This is a genomic window from Pseudomonas fluorescens (assembly GCF_001648775.1).
GTDB lineage: Bacteria > Pseudomonadota > Gammaproteobacteria > Pseudomonadales > Pseudomonadaceae > Aquipseudomonas > Aquipseudomonas fluorescens_M.
In genome coordinates this window covers 341,092-358,918 of record NZ_LVEJ01000003.1, presented here as the reverse complement: position 1 = coordinate 358,918, position 17,827 = coordinate 341,092, and the positions used below count along the sequence as shown (strand labels likewise).

Below are 17,827 nucleotides of genomic sequence, written 5' to 3'. Positions count from 1 at the left end.
TCTGATAAAGCAAAGACGCACCCACGGCGCGCCGACCAATGCTACAGAATGCCTGCTGTTACGGCACAACCGCTTTTTCAGGCTTTTATTGCAAAGTGTGTTGCTCGATGAATTCCATCGGCTGCAATCCTTCGCGGCTTACCAGTCGATTCAGCTCGACCCGGGGCAAACGAACGGCGAGCAAACTGATGCCTTCTTCGTCGTGTTCTTCTTTCTGCACCGCACCGAGTTCGAAAAACTGCGCACGCAGTCGCGCGAATCGTTGCGGCAAGCGCAAGGTACCGATGAACAAATCACCGCCGAGCAACTCGGCAATGGCTTGCTCAAGCAATTCCAGACCACTGCCATCGCGCGCCGACAACCAGACCCGCTGGGGCCTGCCGTTTTCGTCGCGCTGGATTTGTGGCTCAACGCCTTCAAGCAAATCGAGTTTGTTATAGACCTCGAGTATCGGCAAGTCCTGGGCACCGATCTCGCCCAGCACCACCATCACTTGCTCGATCTGCAACATGCGATCCGGCTCAGCCGCATCGATCACGTGCAACAGCAGGTCCGAGTTGGCCGACTCTTCGAGGGTAGACCGAAATGCCTCGACCAGCTTGTGCGGCAAGTGACGAATGAAGCCCACCGTGTCGGCCAGGACAATCGGCCCGAGGTCGTCCAGATCCAGACGACGCAGGGTCGGATCCAGCGTGGCGAACAGTTGGTCGGCCGCGTAGACGTCGGATTTGGTCACGTTGTTGAAGAGTGTGGACTTGCCGGCGTTGGTGTATCCCACCAGAGAAACGGTAGGAATATCTGCACGGGAGCGGCCACGTCGCGATTGCTCGCGCTGGCTGCGCACTTTCTCCAGACGGCCCTTGATCTGGCGCAGGCGCACCCGCAGCAGACGGCGGTCGGTTTCCAGTTGGGTTTCACCTGGACCGCGCATGCCGATACCGCCACCCTGACGTTCAAGGTGAGTCCAGCCGCGAACCAGCCGGGTGCTCATGTGATCAAGCTGGGCCAGTTCAACCTGGAGCTTGCCTTCATGGGTACGCGCGCGTTGGGCGAAAATATCGAGAATCAGCCCGGTACGATCGATCACGCGACACTCGAAAACACGTTCGAGGTTACGTTCCTGACTGGGCGTGAGGATGTGATTGAAAATCACCAGATCGGCTTCTTCAGCCTTGACCAGGTCGCGCAGCTCCTCGACCTTGCCGCTGCCAATCAGGTATTTGGCGGTTGGCCGATGACGCGGCACGTTAAAAAACGCAACGGTCTCGGCGCCGGCCGAATTAGCCAATTCCTGAAACTCCTGCGGATCTTCGCGCGCCTCAGGGTCCTGTCCATCCAAGTGAACGAGGATCACTCGTTCACCACCACCGTGGCGCTCAAAGAACAAAGGAGACTCCTATCAGGCGTTACCTGGCTCAGCGTCACCTGCTTCGGATTCGGTTGCGCTAGGCAGACGAATTGGACGAACCGGCACCACTGTCGAGATAGCGTGTTTGTAAACCATCTGGCTTACGGTGTTTTTCAGCAGGATCACGAACTGGTCGAACGACTCGATCGTGCCTTGCAGTTTGATACCGTTGACCAGGTAGATGGAAACCCCAACTTTCTCTTTACGTAAAGTATTCAAGTAAGGGTCTTGTAGCGAATGCCCTTTTGACATGTGCCGCACTCCTTTAAGGATTCAATAATAAAAAATAGGTAATTCAGATGGCTTTGGCCGTCACACCCCCAAGGATAGACGGCAATTGCAAGGACTCAGCTCAATATGGAGATGGTCCCAAGGTATTTCAAGGCGCGTGGCAGATTGTCGCAATCAAGACTGTCCAGCCAGTGTATATCTTCCCAGCTGCGCAGCCAGGTGAACTGGCGTTTGGCCAATTGGCGCGTGGCGATGATGCCGCGCTCCTGCATTTCGGCCAACGTCAGCTTGCCATCCAGGTAGTCCCAGACTTGGCGGTAACCTACTGCACGTATAGACGGCAACCCGGCATGCAGGTCACTTCTTTTACGCAGGGCTACGACCTCGTCGATGAATCCCTGTTCCAACATATTTGTGAATCTTTGTTTAATGCGCTCGTGCAATACCTGACGATTTGCCGGGGCAATGGCCAAGTTCGCGACAGTATAGGGCAATTGTTGCAGTCCAGAAGCGGCTGCTTCAGTACTTTGCGCAGATTGTTGCTGGCGCAGTTCGGTCATGCTCTGACCACTGACCCGATAAACCTCCAGCGCGCGACTCAGGCGCTGCGGATCGTTCGGATGAATCCGCGCCGCCGACACCGGATCGATGACCGCCAATTGGTCGTGCAGGGCTTGCCAGCCAAGGCGTTGAGCCTCTTCTTCGATTTGCGCGCGAACCTCGGGATCCGCCGCTGGCATATCGGCCAGGCCATCAACCAAAGCCTTGTAATAGAGCATTGTGCCGCCGACCAGCAGCGGAATTTTTCCGCGTGCGGTGATTTCAGCCATGGCTTGCAAGGCGTCACGGCGAAAATCCGCAGCGGAATAGGCTTCGGCCGGATCGAGGATATCGATCAAACGGTGCGGATATTCGGCCAGCAGTTCTTTCGAAGGCTTGGCGGTGCCAATGTCCATGCCGCGATAGACCAGCGCCGAATCGACACTGATCAACTCGCACGGCAGCACCTTGGTCAGTTCGATGGCCAGGTCGGTCTTGCCCGCAGCGGTCGGGCCCATCAGGAAAATCGCTGGAGGGAGCTGGCTCATCAACGACCGCGCAGGAACAGTTTGTCCAGATCGTCCAGGCCCAGTTGGGTCCAGGTCGGTCGGCCATGGTTGCATTGACCGCTGCGCTCGGTGTTTTCCATGTCACGCAGCAGGCCGTTCATTTCCGGCAAGGCCAGGCGCCGGTTGGCGCGGATCGCGCCGTGGCAGGCCATGGTGCCGAGCAATTCGTTCAGATGTGCTTGAATCCGGTCGCTGGTGCCGTATTCCATCAGGTCCGACAGCACATCGCCGACCAGACGGTTGGCTTCAGCTTGCTTCAACAGCGCCGGAATCTGGCGGATTGCCAGGGTTTCCGGGCCCAGACGCTGCAATTCGAAGCCCAGACGCTGGAACCATGCCGCGTGTTCTTCAGCGCAATCGGCCTCGCGCTGGCTCACGGCCAGGGACTCTGGCACCAACAACGGCTGACCACTGAGGCCTTCGCTGGCCATGGCGATTTTCAAGCGTTCATACATGATCCGCTCATGAGCAGCGTGCATGTCCACCAGCACCAGCCCTTGCGCGTTCTCGGACAGGATGTAGATGCCCTTGAGCTGCGCCAGTGCATAGCCCAGCGGCGGAATATCTTCCTGCCCGGCCGGCAATGCGTTGGCATTGGCCTCAGGCAGCGGCGCGAAGAACTCGCGATACGCGGCTTGTGCCTCAGCGGCCGGCGGCACCGCCGATTGCGGGCGCGGTGTGTATTGATACTGATAAGCGCCGCCAGCACTGGCACCGGACGAGGTATTGAACGCCGGTTGCGCTTGCGGTTGCTCGAGCAGCGCATTGGCCGCCAGACGCATTTCGCCCTGCGGACCGAATTCCCCGGCATCGAGGCCGCTGGGCCGGACGATGGCGGTGGTGACTGACCCGGCAAGCTGATCTTCCGGTCGCACATCACCCAGCGCGCGGTGCAGCGTGCCATAAAGGAAGTCATGCACCATGCGCCCGTCACGGAAGCGCACTTCGTGTTTGGTCGGGTGCACGTTGACGTCGACGGCAGCCGGATCGACCTCGAAAAAAAGTGCAAAGGTCGGGTGACGACCGTTGAACAGTACGTCGCGATAAGCCTGACGCACCGCATGGGCGACCAGTTTGTCGCGCACCGCGCGGCCGTTCACAAAGAAATACTGTAAATCCGCCTGGCTACGGTTGAAGGTCGGCAGACCGACCCAGCCCCACAGGTGCAAACCGTTGCGCTCGATCTCGATCGGCAGCGCCTGCTCAAGGAAACCCGAGCCGCAGATCGCCGCCACACGCCGGGCGCGGGCCGCATCATCGTGGGCCTCGTGCAGACTGAGGATGGTCTTGCCGTTGTGGCGCAGGTGAAACGCGACGTCGAAACGCGCCAGCGCCAGACGTTTGATCACTTCTTGCAGGTGATCGAATTCGGTTTTTTCGGTCTTGAGGAATTTGCGTCGCGCCGGCGTGTTGAAGAACAGGTCACGAACTTCCACCGAGGTGCCGACCGGATGCGCGGCTGGCTGAACCCGAGGCGCCATGTCGCGGCCTTCGGTTTCCACTTGCCACGCTTGATCGGCATCGCGAGTGCGTGAGGTCAGGGTCAGGCGCGCCACGGAGCTGATCGAGGCCAGTGCTTCACCACGGAAACCAAGGCTCATCACCTGCTCGAGGTCTTCCAGGTTACGGATTTTGCTGGTGGCGTGACGCGCAAGCGCCAGCGGCAGGTCATCGGCAGAAATGCCGCTGCCATCGTCGCGCACGCGCAGCAGCTTGACGCCGCCCTGCTCGACGTCGACGTCGATACGTTTGGCGCCGGAGTCGAGGCTGTTTTCCAGCAACTCCTTGATCACCGAGGCCGGGCGTTCAACCACCTCACCGGCGGCAATCTGGTTCGCCAGCCGTGGGCTGAGCAGCTCGATGCGGGCGGCAGCGTTCAGCACTTCGTTCATTCTTTGGACGCCAGTTCGGTGCCAGGAATGGTCAGGTGCTGACCGACTTTCAACTCATCGCTTTTCAGATTATTCGCGCTGCGCAATGTGGCCGGCGACACCTGATAGCGCACGCCGATCATCGCCAGCGTTTCGCCCGGACCAACGCGGTGATCGCGCGGGCCTTGGGCGATCTTGCCGGAATCACGCAGCCAGGCGATGTAGGTGCCCGGTGGCGGGTTCTGCTGGAAGAACTGGCGCACGCCGCTGCTGATCGAACGCGCCAGCGCTTGCTGGTGGCTCGAGGCCGAGAGCTTGTTCGCCTCGTTGGCGTTGGAGATAAAGCCGGTTTCGACCAGGATCGACGGAATGTCCGGCGACTTCAGCACCATGAACCCGGCCTGCTCCACACGCTGTTTGTGCAGCGGCGTGACGCGGCCGATGTTGGTCAGGACCTTCTGGCCGACGTTGAGGCTGGAGGTCAGCGAGGCCGTCATCGACAGGTCAAGCAGTACGCCGGCGAGCATGCGGTCTTTGTCGTCGAGGCTGACGTTGCCGGCACCACCGATCAGGTCAGAACGGTTTTCGCTGTCGGCCAGCCAACGCGCGGTCTCCGATGTAGCACCGCGATCAGACAGGGCAAACACCGAGGCACCGAAGGCTGCCGCAGACGGCGCGGCATCGGCGTGGATCGAGACGAACAGGTCGGCGCCCTTCTTGCGGGCGATTTCGGTACGGCCGCGCAACGGGATGAAGTAGTCGCCGGTACGGGTCAGTTCGGCGCGGAAGCCTTTCATGCCGTTGACCTGACGCTGCAGTTCGCGGGCAATCTGCAATACCACGTCTTTCTCACGCTGGCCGCGCGAGCCGGACGCACCCGGGTCTTCGCCACCGTGGCCGGCGTCGATCACCACAACAATGTCACGCTTGCCGGCCGGGGCCGGTGGCAACTTGATTGCAGGTTCGGTCGGGGTTACCGGCACCGCTGGCACGGTCGCGACCTGCGGCGTTGGCGCAGGCGGCGGTGCGGCGTCGGCCGGGTTATCGAACAGGTCAACCACCAGACGGTTGCCGTACTGCGCGTTCGGCGCCAGCGAGAAGCTTTTCGGGGTGACGGCTTTTTTCAGGTCGATGACCACGCGCAGGTCGGTCGGCGTGCGTTGGGCCGAACGCATTGCGGTGATCGGCGTGTTCGCAGTCTGCACATTCAACGGTGCACCGAGGGTGGCGCCGTTGATGTCGATCACCAGCCGGTCCGGAGCGGTCAGGGTAAACACGCTGTGCTGCACCGGGCCGCTCAGGTCGAAGACCAGTCGCGTGTTGTCCGGCGCCCGCCACAAGCGCACGCTGTTGACCTTCGAATCGGCCACAGCGTTGACGGTTACTGCCATCAACAACAGTCCAGCGGCAGCCACCAACGCGCGAAAGCGCATACCTAACCCCATCATTTAATTGGATTCCAATGCCAAAGCGGCACACCAGGCCTCGCCACGCGAGCCCTGGGATAAAATTTTCAGCGAACGCCCGCTGTCTTGCGGGCTAATGGTAATGGTCAGGTCAGGCTTTGGCAAAAAGCCTGCACCTTTATCGGGCCATTCGATCAGGCACATCGCGTCGTCTTCGAAGTAGTCGCGGATGCCGAGAAACTCCAGCTCTTCCGGATCGACCAGGCGATACAGGTCGAAGTGGAAGGCGCGGATGTCACCAATCTCGTAGGGCTCGACCAAGGTGAAGGTCGGACTTTTTACCGCGCCGACATGGCCCAGCCCGCGAATGATCCCGCGCGACAACGTGGTTTTGCCCATCCCCAGGTTGCCTTCGAGAAAAATCAGGCCATGGCCCTGGGTCACGCGGGCGATCCGTGCGCCAAAGTCGCTCATGGCCTGTTCATCGGCCAGGTACAGGGTTACTTCAGACACGGTGCTTGCTCCTCCAACAACTGACGAATGGCTGGAATCAAATCACTGGCCGCCAGCCCACGGCCCAATTTCCCTTGTTGCATACCGGCATTGGCGTGCAACCAGACCGCCAGACACGCAGCCGCGAAGCCGTCCATGCCTTGTGCCAGCAGCGCGCCGGTCAAACCGGCCAATACGTCGCCGAGACCTGCGGTGGCCATCGCCGGATGGCCCTGATGACACAACGCCAGACGGCCGTCGGGATGCGCAATCAGACTGCCCGCGCCCTTCAACACCACGACAGCTGTATATTTTTTACTCAACGCCAGCGCCGCTGCCGGACGATCCGCCTGCACTTGAGCGGTGCTGATCCCCAGCAAACGCGCCGCTTCGCCCGGATGCGGGGTGATCACGCAATCCTTGGGCAACGCCACGAAGCCGCTCGCCAGCAGATTCAGCGCATCGGCGTCCCACACTTGCGGCAATGCCGCGTTGGCGGCCGCCGACAACAACGCACGCCCCCAACCGGCCTGACCGAGGCCTGGCCCGACAACCAGTGTCGAGACTTTTTCCAGCAGGCCCATCAACTGATTGGCCGACGAGGTGCCGAGCGCCATCGCTTCCGGCACCCGCGTCAGCGCCGCCGGGATGTGCTCAGGCCGTGTTGCCAGCGAAACCATGCCGGCGCCACTGCGCAGGGCCGTTTCGGTGCTGAGCAGAATCGACCCGCCAAAGCCATGATCGCCGCCGATCAGCAGCACATGGCCGAAACGGCCCTTGTGCGAAGTCGCTGCACGCGCCGCCAACCCCGGAAGGTTAGCCGTGTTGAGCCGTTGGGCGATGACAGGAATGTCACGATAGATGTCGGCGCTGGCCTGCAAATCGTTAAACACCAATTCGCCGGTGTGATCCGCCGCGTCCCCGGTGAACAGGCCGAGTTTCAGTCCGATGAAGGTCACCGTCAGATCGGCCTGCACGGCGACACCCAGCACGTGCCCGGTGTCGGCACACAGCCCCGAAGGGATATCGACGGCTGCCACCGGCAAACCGCTGGCGTTGATGGCCTTGATCGCCGAGACGTAAGGCTCGCGCACATCACCGCTCAACCCCGTGCCGAGCAATGCATCGAGAATGACCCCGCGCAGTTCGATATGAGCCTGCCAACCCTGTACTGCAACGCCTTCAGCCAACGCCTCGGCATGGGCCAGCGCCGCATCACCTTGCAATCGCAGCGGATCTCCGACCGCCAGCACACGCACTGGCCACCCGGCCCGCTGCGCCATGGCCGCGACCAGATAACCGTCACCGGCATTGTTGCCATGCCCGGCCAGCACCGTCAGTTCTGTTGTCGACGGCCATTGCCGGACCAACGCTCGCCAAGTCGCATGGGCCGCGCGCTGCATCAATTCGAAGCCCGGCGTGCCGGCGGCAATCAGCCGTGCATCGAGTTCGCGCACCTGTGCGGCGCCATACAGCGCGTCGGGTAATTCATCTTTCGTGTGCGGCATGCGTCTTCGGGCTCCGATGTCTGGCAGAATTATACGCACCTCAGCTCCGGTTTCTCTCGCCTCATGTCCGCCATCACCACAGACCTGCCCGCCCTCGCCCAATCGATCAAGGATTGGGGCCGCGAACTGGGCTTTCAGCAAGTCGGCATCAGCGGTCTGGATCTCGCCGAACACGAGCAGCATCTGGCGCGCTGGCTCGAGGCCGGCTACCACGGCGAAATGGACTACATGGGCGCCCATGGCAGCAAACGCTCGCACCCCGAAGAGCTGGTGCCGGGCACTTTGCGTGTGGTCTCGCTGCGCATGGACTACCTGCCCGGCGACACGCAAATGGCGCAAATGCTGGCGCAACCGGAAAAAGCTTACGTGTCGCGTTATGCCTTGGGCCGCGATTACCACAAATTGATCCGTAAACGTGTGCAGCAGTTGGCCGACAAGATTCAGTCCGAAATCGGCCCGTTCGGATTCCGCGCGTTTGTCGACAGCGCGCCGGTGCTGGAAAAAGCCATCGCCGAACAGGCCGGGCTGGGCTGGATCGGCAAAAACACCCTGGTATTGAATCGCAAGGCCGGCAGTTATTTCTTTCTCAGCGAATTGTTCGTTGATCTGCCGTTGCCAGTCGACGAGCCGCACAGCAGCGAACATTGCGGTCGCTGCACGGCGTGTCTCGATATCTGCCCGACCAACGCCTTTGTCGGCCCGTATGTGCTGGACGCGCGACGCTGCATCTCGTATCTGACCATCGAGCTGAAAAACGCCATCCCCGAAGACCTGCGCCCACTGATCGGCAACCGCGTATTCGGCTGCGACGATTGCCAGATCGTCTGCCCATGGAACCGTTTTGCCAAACCCTCCGGCGAAAGCGATTTCAAGCCACGGCACAACCTCGACAATGCCGAACTGGCGGAGCTGTTTTTGTGGGACGAAGAGAAGTTCTTGAGCAGCACGGAGGGTTCGCCGTTGCGGCGCGCGGGCTATGAGCGCTGGTTGCGCAATCTGGCGGTGGGGCTGGGCAATGCGCCTTCAACGATTCCGGTGCTGGAGGCGTTGAAGGCGCGGCGCGATTATCCGTCGGAGTTGGTCAGAGAGCATGTCGAGTGGGCGTTGCGTCAGCATTCGGCGCGCACTGATCCAAACCCGGGCCACTGATATTGCCAACGTACGGGCGCGACCACCCGGCGAATCACCAGCGCGGATCGTGGGCGCCGATTTGCTTGATGATAATTTGCTTGGTGTTGTCATTCACCAGGAAAAAAGTACGGTGTTCAAACGTTAAACGCATGTGTGCATGCATGAAGTCCTTGTGTTCACCCGTCGGCTTGAAGCTTTTGTAGTTGGGATAGTTCTCGTACAGGCCCGCGGGGAAAACCTTGGCGGCCTCTCGAGGATGGGTATTGTGATTAAGGATCTCTGCCTTGTACTCACGGTACTTGGCAAGCTGTTTTATGCCACGCGCACCCTGATCGAGGTATTCGTGTCCGGCGAAGTCTTCAATAAACGTCCAGTTTGCTGGCGGCTCCGCCTGAGCGGCAGCCCCTCCCGCTTTGCCTGACCTGACGTATTCCTTCTTGAACGGCATGCCGAACGTCGCGTACTCCCTTTCAACGACCCTGACCGGTGGCTCGTCAGCCAGGTGCACAAGGTAGGGGCGCGGCCTCAGCGTTTGCGCCACGGCCTGCCGCACCGCCAATGCTCCCGCAGCAGCCGACGCAATACCCAGCCCAAGGCTTACCCAACCCAATATTTCGCCTGCCTGGGATTGCGGGTCATACGCATAGGCGACTTCGCTGCCTATGGCCGTCACGCCTGAAGCGATGCCCAAGCCCATGGCCATCAGGGCTAATGGCGTAGCAGCCCCCAGGGTTACGATACTGGCGACCACCCCGAGAACACCCAGCGCAATCCCCGCAATCGACTGCCAGGAAATGTGTCCCGTAGGGTCAATGCGATTGACCGGATCGCCCAGGCAGTAGGCATAGGCGTTCAAACCGCCCGCACCAAACGGACTCATGCTGTCGGGACTGGTGAAGCGCATCAGGGTCGGGCTGTAAGCCCGGTAACCGTTGCCGAGCAGGTACAGGCCGGTGACTGCATCCATTTGCTCGCCGTTGAAACCCGCCAGACTGAACAACCCGCCTTCGGCAGGACGATGCCCATAAGGGCTGTAGGCACTGGCTTGCCATTGCTCCCCGTGGAGTTGGGTCAGCACAGTTTGCTGTTGATCCGTGCCGAAGAGCCGGCTGCCAGCGTTTGCCCCGAGTTGTTGTTGCCCCAGTATTAATCCGCCGTTACGCACCACACTGAGCGAGTCGTCACCACGGATTTCGCAGCTGACGGTTGAGTTGTGATAGTAGCGCTGCGCATCGGCCAGGCGCGGTTGCGACAGTTCGACGATTCGATCAAAGCCGTCGTAGTGAAAACCGCGCAGCACCTCACCTCGTGCATTACTCACCTGGCTCAGCCGACCGAAGGCGTCATACCTCAGGTTGCGTGCCTGATCGTCCTTGATCATCCGGCCGTCGGCGTCGTATTCCAGCGTAACCGACGCAGGATAGTCGGCATGCGAGTGCGCTACGCCAATGAGCTGCGCCGGATCGCTTTCGCTAAAGCTGAAAGTCGTTAGATTGACGCCTTGGGGAAACGTGGTTTGCAGTGTCAGGATGTTATCCAGCGCGTCGAAGGTAAATACCTGCTGGACGATCTCCTTGCCGTAAGGGTCCCGTGGTCGTTGGCTGCCCTCGCAGTCGTACTGCGTAAGGCGCCCGCGCACGTCGTAGGTGAAGCGCTCATCGCGCAGCACAAGAGCGCCGCGCTTCAAGACCTTCTGCGCCAGTTTGCCGGCCACGGTGTAGCTGGAACTCAGCGTCTGGGTGGGCAAACCGATGACTTCAAAACTGCGGCTGGCTTCACGCCCGATATCGTCGTAGGTCAGACGCGTCGTTAACAGGCGCTTGGTCGACGTGTCACGTGTTTCGATCTTCGCCAACAGACCGCGCTCGTCATAGAAATAACCCGCCTGCACCGCACCTTGCCTGAACGACGTTCTACGCCCCCAGGTGTCGTACTCAGCCTGATGCTTTGTACCCAGTGCATCCCTGTAGGTCAGGGGCAGACCGGCGAAAGAATAGGTATGGGAAACCGTCTTGCGCTGTTCGCCATATTGGCTGGTTTCCGACTTCAGGCGTCCAGAGGGGAAATACTCGAAATGACGCTCACGACCTTGCTCGATGCAGCTCCTGGTCTTGCCGTTGAGGGCATCGTAGGTGAGTCGGCTGGTCAAGCCATCCTTGCCCTTGGTCACGGCTTTGCGCTCAGTCAACAATCCTCCCAGCTCGGGCGCATGGACGAACTCGACCTTTTGGCCCGAGGCATCGGTGGAAGATTTGGGCACGCTACGCCCGGCTTCGTAACTGACGACCGACTTGCGCCCGCCCACGGACATCTCGGTCACACGGTTCAAACCATCGAACGTCTGTTGCCCCAATAGCAACCCGGCCACTTTGATTTCAACGGGCAGTTCGCCAGTGTTATGGGCAGCGTACGTGGTTTCAACGGCATGACCGTCCGGCAGAACACTGCGCACCATCCGGTCGAACACATCGTATTCATAGCGTGTGGTATTGCCTGCCGGGTCGGTCTGGCTGAGGGTTCGGCCCAGGCCGTCATACGCATAAACGGATTTGCCCAGGCTCTGCCCCTTGAGATCAAACACCTCGGTACTCGCAGGCTTGCCGAAAGCATTGATGGCAGTGACCGTCTTGCCCATGCCCTGCTGCCAACGCTGCTGCTGGCGGCTGATCGGATCGAACTCACTGTGCTCGACGCGTCCATCGCCGTGACGGGTTTCGCTGACCTGCCCCCAGTTATCGTAAGAAAACTCCGTCTTGACCTCGCGCACGACGCCATCCCACCAGTCACTGTGGATGACCTCAACCGGCCGGCCGCTCTGATCATGGCGGGCGCTGTAGGCTTTGCGCATCGGGCATTCGCCTTGCGGGTCAGGGTGGTCGCAATCCTTTTCCTTAATCGCAAAAATGCGTCCCAGCGCGTCGAACGTGGCTATTTGCATGCCGCCGGTCGAGTCTGCTGTGGTCATTGTTGCGGGTTGATTACCCATGGCCGCCTGATAGCTCCAGCGGGTAGAGGAGGCGTACGCCGTATCGGGTGCGAGTGTCTTGCGCAGACGCCGACCAAGCTTGTCGTACTGGTACTCGATCACGCCGTCATCGGCATCGCGCTCGGCCATCAGCAATCCGCTCAGAGTCGAGAGCGTTTGCTCGCTTGAGCTGGTGGTGCCATCAAAACCCTGCACCGTTTTCTTCAGCACCAGTTGGGTGCCGTCGAGTACATACGAGTAATCAATGCGAGTCGTCTTGGCATTGCGAGTGACGCTTTGCTGTTGCATCAAACCGTGCCTGACAGGGTCCTTGGGGGTATCGAGATAGGTCAGGTCAACCTGGGAACAAAGCGTTTCCATCCCGTCGGCCAACGCCAGAAAACGCTCCTGGATCGGTACAACATTGGCCTGCATCGCGCCCTCCAGGGCGGGATGCAAGGCATATCGATAGCGCGTAATGGTAGCGACACCGCCACCCGTCGCGGGGGTCACGGTCCGCTGTTTTAGAAAGCGGATAAACCCTAAAGGATCTTTCGGGCAGTCGTCCGATGCTGTGTCTGGATAGTATTCGAACTGCGTGACCACCCCATTGCTCTCTACCTGCCTGAGCAGGTTGCCAGCGGCATCGAATTCAGTGGTGGACGTCTCGGTGCGTTTGTTCTTGGTTTTGCTGTTTTCGTAAGTGCGGGTCTGAGACTTGGGCAACCGGAATTGAGCGACCTGCTCAGTAAACGACTTGGCGACGTTACAGTGATACTCGGTAGCAGCCGAAACGATAGCGTCATTGCACGTGGTCACTTCAGAGACCAACAGATGAAACTTGTTGTACGTGCGCTTGGTGTGAGTATGAAGCTTGTCACCCACGATCAGCTTCTCAGTGGAGTTGTACTGATACGTCCCCGGTGCCCGATAGAGAGGGTCGCCGTCATCAGTGGAATCGGGCGGCACACCATGCCCCAGGTAATTGCGATCCGAATACGTGTACGTTTTGATGACTTTCGGCTGGCCTTGCTTGGCGAAAATGTCATGGGCTATCACGTACGGCAGACCTTGCACTGCCCCCAGCACAGGTTGCAGGTGCCCGAGCCTTTTGTAGCGAATGTTTTCCACGGCGCCGAGTGGCGACTCCACGCGTTTCACATAGCTGATGCCGTCAATCACTTCGTACTGAATATCCCAGCCCCTGCCCACCGGTAAGCCGATGGCGGTGACGCGATCATTCTTGAAGGTCATCGAGAATTCAGCGTTGTCTGGCGTATCGGGATTCTGGGTCAAAGTCAGCCGGCCAGCGGTACGGCTGACTTTGAGCAACTGTCTTTTTGCATCGCTGATTTCCACAAGCATGGGTTGCTCATTGAACAAGGCATATTTCAAGGCGATGCTTGCCCCGTTCGCCGCGATGATCCTCATGGGTACGGCAATCTGCGTGGCGCCAAAAACTTCAAGTTCTTCGCGCCGGCCATCCTTGTAGCGCACTTCATATCGCCCGATGCCTGTTTTCAAGACCTTGGCGCTCTCCAGTTTCATTTCCTTGAAGAACAGCGCTTTGGCTGTTTCAGCGGCTTTATAGGTCTCACCGCTGGCCAACGTCATGACTTTACTGCGCAAGTCATAACGACTGGTCGACAGCGACCACCCTGTGCCATAGCCGGCGTTACGCGTATTAAGCGGATTGAAGCCCAGGGCAAGATTAAATGAAGGTCCGTTGAGATCGGCAGAGCGAATGGCACCGAGTGTCAATGCCAGGGTATATATACCTGTACGGGGATCAACACCACCAGCGACAAAGCCACCGAAGTTGAATGCATTGGAACGCACTGAATCAAAAGTTTGACTATCCATGGATAACATCCTGTCACTTTCAGAAAAAAACACACACGCAAGCGTCGCGCTGACTTCACAAGGAAATAATGAAACCGGAACAACCCCGGCAAACCTTCATCAACTTAATATGAACGACCGACTGGCAATATCGGGATTGATACGAAGTCTGTGCTCGGTACCGTATTCATCAAACACCTGCAAATCCAATTGAGCGGTGTATTCAGGTTTGTTTGGATATTCTTGCGTCAAATAACTGAGTATCGATATTGTCCCCGGATCCTGCGTCACCGACCTTAGTCCGTTTGAGGTGCGCGCCGAGACTTGCGCACCATAAACCGGCCCGATAAAAGCAACATAACTTCTCAGCCCTGGCGACACATCGAGAGTATTACCCGATGAGAAGAACTCGGTTGCAAACTCCTCGTCATATCGCGTGTCGAGACTGGTCCAATCAAGCAGATTGATCTGCCGACCTTCCGCATGCAAGGCGAGACTGTGTAGTTCCGTGCGCTCAAAGAGACTGGGGCGATCCACGACCCTTGTCTTGTTCACCACGAAATTTGTGATTGGATATCGTTTGGGGGCAATGGCCTCCAGCGTAATGCTGCTGTCGTAACCATTGCGGCCATTGCTTCGATACTTGACGCCTTGCAGCGTTATTTCAGCAGCAATCTGAATGGAGCCCGGACGACTGCTGGAGACCCAAAATTCGAAGGCCTGGACATTTTCCGAAGGATTGGAAATCCGGTTATCAGGCGCTGGCACCAGCGGTACGACTCGGGCAGCACCGCCCGCCATGTCGTGGGCGTAACGGTTCTCCTGAGTTCCCACACTCCAGTTATCCCCTAACGGTGCGGAGGTGTCATAGCTGATCAGCTTGAGTGTCTGCAGGGCTGGATGCCCATAAAGCGATACCTCCTCCGCCTGCGAATTTTCCCCGCAAACCAGCACCAGTACTCTGATTTGCATACGACCGTTGGCATAAAGCGCCTTATGACGAATGGTCGGAGACTCAAACTTTACTTCAAGTTGCTGAATACTCAATTCTTGCTCAGACATATCAAACTCCTGTTACTCACTTGATTGACGACGCACACCAGCGTTCGACTCAGCCTATTGATACACGCAATCAAGGCAAATAAAAGAAGCGCTCTATATCCATATGTAATGACAAACAAAGCAAAACAAACCGGACAAAAAAAATAAAACCATTTAATTAATAATCGTCAACACAAACAACCTGAACAACGCACTCTTATAAAACATTTATCCACAAAAAAGCCCACCGAACCGACATCATTTAAACGATACCGGAGGTGGGCTCCATGAAGACCGTCGACGAGCGAGGAAAATTATTTCATACGCCCCAGTCTTTATTTCAATCGTCTTCAGACTCCACGCCACTATCAGAAAAATCGGAGAGCTCGAAAACATCATCGAGCACCTCTTCTCGTGTCCTGATAACTATTTCTCTGTCCATACTGGCGTTCTGCAGATATTCATTGATGCGAAACAGTGACGCCTGACTTAACGGGTTATCCATCAGGTTGACGTACACGTTCTGGGTATCGGCTATTTCAAACAACTCAACCCCGACATCGACAATATCGTTTTCATGCAAGTCCAGTAGTTTCAATTGGCCCAGTTGTTCTACACCGGAAGGAATCTGCGTCAATCCCGCGTCACCCAGGTACAACTCTTTCATCTGACGCATGAACCCCACATGAGGAACAACTCCCAACGGATTTCCGTCGAGCCTCAACAGAGTCAGCGTTTCGATTCGCGAAAGCCCCTCTGCATCGGTTTCAGACAATCGCAGGGAGCAATCTTTCAAGGTCAGGTGTTGCAAGCCGCGCATCTGAAAAATGCCCGGGGCAAATCCGTCCATCCGCACCTTGATAAGGGCCAGATAACTCAGGTTGGGAAAGCTGTCGAGAAACTTGCCTAATTGCACGCCTGGATTCCGCGCTTCCAGCACCAACTCTGTCACGTGCTCGAATCTGCCACTCAATACCGGCAACTCAGCGGTGAAATCGATGAAAGCAGAGAAGCTGTCTTCGCCTGCGTCAGGAATCAGCTTTTGTTGCCAGATAGATTGCAGATTGTCACTGAACCGCTGACGCAACTGCTGTTGTTCAGCAAGTGCCTCGACGCTCCATTCAATCCCCTTTGTTGGAGGCGCAGGCACGTCGACACGCCATGCAGCCAATTCTTGACGTAGCGTGGCGAATTCCTTTTCCAGACGACTCAACACAACAGAGGGATCGTGCGGTAAACGCTCGCTGATAAACGCCGCCAACTCTTCGTCCGAAATGTCTGGGCAAAGATCCCGTATGCGATCTTCAGGCGACCTGTTCGATTGGAGAGTTTCGTCGGCTCCGCCACGCAGAAACCCCGTTTGCCTGTTTTGCACTGCAGCCGCCTCGTCGGCAGGTGCCGGCACTGGCAAGCGCAGCACTTCGCTGACGAACTGACGCGAAGGTAAAGGCTGGGCACGGATCACTTGTTGCAGCTGCGCACCACCTTCAGTGATACCGAATGCTTGACGCTGCACGGGTGACAACAGAGACCAGACTGCCGAATAAAGATCTTGCGAGGCCTGAAGTGAAGGGTCGCCACTGTTTGGCACGGTATAGCCATCATCCTGACGCATCAGTATGTGACGAACCGGTGACAGCTCATCGCCGATAGCGCTCAGAACATCCCCGTCTATCGCCCGCTGGCGTATTTCGATACGAGTCTGCTGCGGCCAACCCGCGAGGTTGCCGAGCATATGCAGCACTAACCGGTCACTGTCGGCATTGGACACCGACGACAAGTAAATGCCTTCCCCGGCCCTGGTGATGCGAATTTCTCGCAGAGCCGTCAGCGCCTCTTTCGCCACCGTCTGCGGTATCCCCGGTTGATTGTGCATATGCAAACGCTCGGCAGCGCTGGTATTGCGCCAGATCGCCTGCGCGGCGGTTTTCGGCAAATTCGGAAACACCCGCCGCATCTGCACAGTGTGTTCATCACAATCGGATTCGAACGCGGCTTCCAGTTCTTTGAACCGCGCGAAACGCTCAGGGGATACCCCGCGCCCTTCTAGCTGAATCTTTTGATCAAGTTCGAATCGCCTGAGGGTGTCTTCGAGCAAAAAAGGCACAGGACGATCATGAATAAGCACATCGCGCAGCACTGATTTATCGACTCCGCTCACCGCCAGCATGCGTGCAACCGTCGTGTCGGAAAACTGCGCTACGGAACGACCCATCCGGCGAAAAAGCGTTGCGGTTTGAACGGCTATTGAATCAGCGAAGGTGACGCCATCGCTGTTTAGCGGGTGCCAGAATCTGCCTTCGTCATCCAGCACCATTAAAGGACCGGAAGGTTTGAGCTCTCGGGAATTTGTCGCCCTGAACAGGCCGCTGTCGAGATCGCTGACGACCTGAACAAAATGGCCTTCGGCAATAGCGACATATTCGCGCTGCTTGAACAGCCAGACGCCTCGGGAATCGACTTTCATCAAGTTCGTCGGTGCCGGAACTCGTACCCCCGATAGTGCCTCCTCTGCAACAGCATGGATCACGTCATCGGTCATGGCATTCATCAGAGTGACCCTGATCGCCTGTTTCGCAATTACCGAGTCCACCATCGCAGGCTCTGGTCTTATCGTGGGAGGCCCATGCTCAGTAACGTGAGACAGCGGTGGCATGGTGATTTCGCTGCCCAGCCTCGGTCGCGGGCCGTCAGCGTCGAAATCCGGCTTTTTCAAGGGACCGGTTACAGGTTTGCGGGGGGGCTTTGCAGTCATGAAAACTCATCCTTGAGTGGGGTTGTGCGGGCTCCGTAGCACCACGGAGCCCGCGAACGTTTATCTAT

The 17,827-nt window shown here is 58.2% G+C and carries 11 protein-coding genes; 1 reads left to right on the top strand and 10 read right to left on the bottom strand.

The window, feature by feature from the left end; genetic code table 11:
• Window positions 1-85: 85 nt before the first annotated feature.
• The 7 genes from hflX to A8O26_RS05970 all read right to left on the bottom strand — a co-directional run bounded on the left by hflX (window position 86) and on the right by A8O26_RS05970 (window position 8,025).
• Entirely contained in the window at window positions 86-1,387 is a 1,302-nt protein-coding gene (hflX, locus tag A8O26_RS06000) for a ribosome rescue GTPase HflX (protein ID WP_064117196.1), read from the bottom strand.
• 12 nt (window positions 1,388-1,399) lie between these two features.
• Window positions 1,400-1,660, bottom strand: a complete 261-nt coding sequence (hfq, locus tag A8O26_RS05995) for an RNA chaperone Hfq (protein ID WP_007902656.1) — start codon at window positions 1,658-1,660, stop codon at window positions 1,400-1,402.
• Window positions 1,661-1,755: 95 nt separating this feature from the next.
• Window positions 1,756-2,727 (bottom strand): tRNA (adenosine(37)-N6)-dimethylallyltransferase MiaA, encoded by a 972-nt coding sequence (gene miaA, locus A8O26_RS05990; protein ID WP_064117195.1) that lies wholly within the window; start codon window positions 2,725-2,727, stop codon window positions 1,756-1,758.
• Window positions 2,727-4,628, bottom strand: coding sequence for a DNA mismatch repair endonuclease MutL (gene mutL, locus A8O26_RS05985; RefSeq protein WP_172828124.1), 1,902 nt, complete (start codon window positions 4,626-4,628; stop codon window positions 2,727-2,729). The genes miaA and mutL overlap by 1 nt, the downstream gene beginning before the upstream one ends.
• A gap of 8 nt (window positions 4,629-4,636) precedes the next feature.
• Window positions 4,637-6,010 (bottom strand): N-acetylmuramoyl-L-alanine amidase, encoded by a 1,374-nt coding sequence (locus A8O26_RS05980; RefSeq protein WP_437339878.1) that lies wholly within the window; start codon window positions 6,008-6,010, stop codon window positions 4,637-4,639.
• 57 nt (window positions 6,011-6,067) lie between these two features.
• Entirely contained in the window at window positions 6,068-6,538 is a 471-nt protein-coding gene (gene tsaE / locus A8O26_RS05975) for a tRNA (adenosine(37)-N6)-threonylcarbamoyltransferase complex ATPase subunit type 1 TsaE (RefSeq protein WP_007915806.1), read from the bottom strand.
• Window positions 6,526-8,025 (bottom strand): bifunctional ADP-dependent NAD(P)H-hydrate dehydratase/NAD(P)H-hydrate epimerase, encoded by a 1,500-nt coding sequence (locus A8O26_RS05970; RefSeq protein WP_064117192.1) that lies wholly within the window; start codon window positions 8,023-8,025, stop codon window positions 6,526-6,528. The genes tsaE and A8O26_RS05970 overlap by 13 nt, the downstream gene beginning before the upstream one ends.
• Before the next feature lie 63 nt (window positions 8,026-8,088).
• On the opposite strand from A8O26_RS05970, the gene queG reads away from it, so the two are divergent.
• The gene (queG, locus tag A8O26_RS05965; protein ID WP_064117191.1) at window positions 8,089-9,174 is read left to right on the top strand and encodes a tRNA epoxyqueuosine(34) reductase QueG; all 1,086 of its coding nucleotides are present in this window, start codon (window positions 8,089-8,091) and stop codon (window positions 9,172-9,174) included.
• Window positions 9,175-9,208: 34 nt separating this feature from the next.
• Here the strand turns inward: queG and A8O26_RS05960 are convergent, their stop codons facing one another.
• The 3 genes from A8O26_RS05960 to A8O26_RS05950 form a co-directional block, all read right to left on the bottom strand.
• Window positions 9,209-13,984: an RHS repeat-associated core domain-containing protein gene (locus A8O26_RS05960; RefSeq protein ID WP_253756704.1), complete on the bottom strand. Its 4,776-nt coding sequence runs from the start codon at window positions 13,982-13,984 to the stop codon at window positions 9,209-9,211.
• A 99-nt stretch (window positions 13,985-14,083) separates the two neighbouring features.
• Window positions 14,084-15,025, bottom strand: a complete 942-nt coding sequence (locus A8O26_RS05955; protein WP_064117190.1) for a hypothetical protein — start codon at window positions 15,023-15,025, stop codon at window positions 14,084-14,086.
• A 319-nt stretch (window positions 15,026-15,344) separates the two neighbouring features.
• Window positions 15,345-17,759, bottom strand: a complete 2,415-nt coding sequence (locus A8O26_RS05950; RefSeq protein WP_064117189.1) for a DUF6543 domain-containing protein — start codon at window positions 17,757-17,759, stop codon at window positions 15,345-15,347.
• Window positions 17,760-17,827: the final 68 nt, after the last annotated feature.

Bases quoted from the DNA above. Each gene is read 5' to 3' on its own strand.
- hfq (WP_007902656.1), bottom strand. From the start codon at position 1,660: ATGTCAAAAGGGCATTCGCTACAAGACCCTTACTTGAATACTTTACGT.
- miaA (WP_064117195.1), bottom strand. From the start codon at position 2,727: ATGAGCCAGCTCCCTCCAGCGATTTTCCTGATGGGCCCGACCGCTGCG.
- A8O26_RS05980 (WP_437339878.1), bottom strand. From the start codon at position 6,010: ATGGCAGTAACCGTCAACGCTGTGGCCGATTCGAAGGTCAACAGCGTG.
- A8O26_RS05970 (WP_064117192.1), bottom strand. From the start codon at position 8,025: ATGCCGCACACGAAAGATGAATTACCCGACGCGCTGTATGGCGCCGCA.
- queG (WP_064117191.1), top strand. From the start codon at position 8,089: ATGTCCGCCATCACCACAGACCTGCCCGCCCTCGCCCAATCGATCAAG.
- A8O26_RS05960 (WP_253756704.1), bottom strand. From the start codon at position 13,984: ATGGATAGTCAAACTTTTGATTCAGTGCGTTCCAATGCATTCAACTTC.
- A8O26_RS05955 (WP_064117190.1), bottom strand. From the start codon at position 15,025: ATGTCTGAGCAAGAATTGAGTATTCAGCAACTTGAAGTAAAGTTTGAG.
- A8O26_RS05950 (WP_064117189.1), bottom strand. From the start codon at position 17,759: ATGACTGCAAAGCCCCCCCGCAAACCTGTAACCGGTCCCTTGAAAAAG.